Source organism: Bacillus cereus group sp. BfR-BA-01331, from assembly GCF_022663915.1.
GTDB classification, from domain to species: Bacteria; Bacillota; Bacilli; order Bacillales; family Bacillaceae_G; genus Bacillus_A; species Bacillus_A mycoides.
The window spans coordinates 1-2,456 of record NZ_JAKUGJ010000088.1 but is presented as its reverse complement, the minus strand read 5'-3'; the positions used below and the strand labels follow the sequence as shown (position 1 = coordinate 2,456).

Here is a 2,456-nt window from a genome sequence, read left to right as displayed (position 1 = left end):
GCCGATGGTAGTTGGGACCTTGTCCCTGTGAGAGTAGGACGTCGCCAAGCAACTTTAAGACGAGTCAGAATGACTCGTCTTTTTTGTGTTTTAAACTTCTTATCAGTCTCAAGTAAGTAATCCTTATTCTTTTGATCCTCTCATATTCATTTTCTTTCGTCATTTTTGATGTGTAGTTTAAGATTTTCTATTTTATTTTTTGTAGAAGCAAGCTGTCGGTGTGTTAAAATAGTGCAGTTGTTTTTTTGAGTACTTAAATATAAGAAGATTTAATTTTGAAAAAGGAGATAATATGAAAAAGATAGGTGTAATTACTATAGTAGTTTTAGTCCTTCTAGCAATTACTTATATGTTAGCCGGGAATTATTTTTATAATTATGCGTTGAATGCGAAACAAGAGAAAGAGTTTTTAGAGGATAATCCTCACTTAGTAGAAACTGTGAATGCATCGGGAGGTGTGTTTGCTACAAATGAAGAAAAGGATGCGAACTTTGTATCAAATCATAAACCTAATACATTGAACGTAAATTCTTTCGATAAGTTGAATTTAACAGGTTATGAATATATGAATGAACAATCTAGCCATAAATGGGCAATTGTAGTTCATGGATATGATAGTAGGGCATCGAAAATGACGAAATATATCCGGAACTTTTATGAAGAAGGATATAACGTCATAGCGCCAGACCTTCGTGGGCATGGAAATAGTGAAGGCGATTATATAGGGATGGGCTGGCACGATCGTAAAGATATTTTGATTTGGATTCAACAAATTGTAAAGAAAGACCCTAATGCTGAAATAGCACTCTTTGGTGTTTCAATGGGCGGGGCCACTGTAATGATGACTTCAGGTGAAGAGTTACCTGCTAACGTTAAAGTTATTATTGAAGATTGTGGATACTCAACTGTTATTGATGAATTTACGTATCAATTAAACGATTTATTCCACTTGCCGAAGTTTCCTGTTATGAATGCGGCAAATACAGTTACAAAATTAAGAGCTGGATATGATTTAGAAGAAGCTTCAGCTATAAAACAAGTGGCGAAAAGTAAAACACCTATGCTATTTATTCATGGGGATGCTGATACATTCGTTCCTTATGAAATGTTAGATGAAGTATATAATGCTGCAAAAGTAGAAAAAGAGAAATTAATTGTTCCAGGTGCTGGACATGGAGAAGCCGAGAAGGTAGATTCGAATAAATATTGGAATACCGTATGGAAGTTCGTGGGGAGATACATTCCAGCGTAATTAGATTGTTTTAGATTTGTATTTTGTATATACGATAATCAGGAGGAAATGTTTTTATACTTTTGATTATCGTTTTTTCTATTTAAAAACTTATTTTGGTTTGTAGTATATAAGGTTTGAAGCATAAATTTTTGAATTCCTTATTGCCAGTGCTACAATAATTGAAAACTACATGTTAATGAGGTGTTTCTATGAAAATTGAAGTATGGTCAGATTTTGTATGCCCATTTTGTTATATTGGGAAACGTAGATTAGAAATGGCTTTAGAGCAATTTCCGCATAAGAAGGATGTTGAAGTTGAGTTTAAAAGTTTTGAATTAGACCAAAATGCTCCAATCTATTCTGGAACAAGTATTAATGAAGTACTTGCATCAAAGTATGGGATTAGTATTGAAGAAGCTAAGCGTAATAATATACAACTAGGCAATCATGCAGCTAGTATGGATTTAAGTTTTAATTTTGAAGAGATGAAGCCGACGAACACTTTTGATGCGCATCGTCTTGCTAAATTTGCAAAGGATCAAGGGAAAGAAAAAGAGATTACGGAAAATCTACTTTTTGCATATTTCACTGAATCGAAAAATTTAAGTGATGTGGATACGCTTGCTACTATTGCTGAAGCTTCAGGTTTAGATAAGCAAGAAGCTCTACATGTTATTAATGATAAAAGCGCATATGCAAATGATGTTAGAATTGATGAAGCGATTGCTCAGCAATATCAAATTTCGGGAGTTCCTTATTTTATTATTAATCAAAAGTATGCTATTTCAGGTGCGCAACCACTTGAAACTTTTGTTGGTGCACTTCAGCAAGTGTGGGAAGAAGAGAATCCTGCACCTAAGTTACAAGAGCTTTCTTCAGAGGGTGGAAGCGATATGTCTTGTACGGATGAAAGTTGTTCTGTACCTTCAAAAGAACAATAGTTTTTATGATGGAATAGCAACCCATAGAGTGTTTCATGGGTTGCTTATCTATTCTTATAGAAGAGGTATATAAATAGATAAATTAATAACGTAAATAGGATTTATAAAAAAATGAAGTTTTTTATAAAAACATATTGACGATTGTAGGTTAGAGGTGTAATATAGAACAAGTCGCCGATAGCAACAACGAAGAAAGCGACAAAAGAAATAAAAAAACTTGGTTGACATTGAAATATGAAAATGTTAACATAAGGGAGTCGCAAATGAGCGACAGACAAGTT

Annotated in this window: 2 protein-coding genes; both read left to right on the top strand. The window is 33.7% G+C overall.

Going from position 1 to position 2,456, the window contains the following annotated elements; all coding sequences use genetic code 11:
• The first annotated feature begins 292 nt into the window (after positions 1–292).
• Positions 293–1,252, top strand: coding sequence for an alpha/beta hydrolase (locus MR155_RS30875; RefSeq protein ID WP_242312083.1), 960 nt, complete (start codon positions 293–295; stop codon positions 1,250–1,252).
• A 191-nt stretch (positions 1,253–1,443) separates the two neighbouring features.
• A complete protein-coding gene (locus MR155_RS30870) occupies positions 1,444–2,175 on the top strand; it encodes a DsbA family oxidoreductase (protein ID WP_242312082.1) in 732 nt (243 codons plus the stop codon).
• Positions 2,176–2,456: the final 281 nt, after the last annotated feature.

What these genes read in the sequence shown, in the direction of transcription:
- MR155_RS30870 (WP_242312082.1), top strand. Translation starts at nt 1,444, where the DNA reads ATGAAAATTGAAGTATGGTCAGATTTTGTATGCCCATTTTGTTATATT.
- MR155_RS30875 (WP_242312083.1), top strand. Translation starts at nt 293, where the DNA reads ATGAAAAAGATAGGTGTAATTACTATAGTAGTTTTAGTCCTTCTAGCA.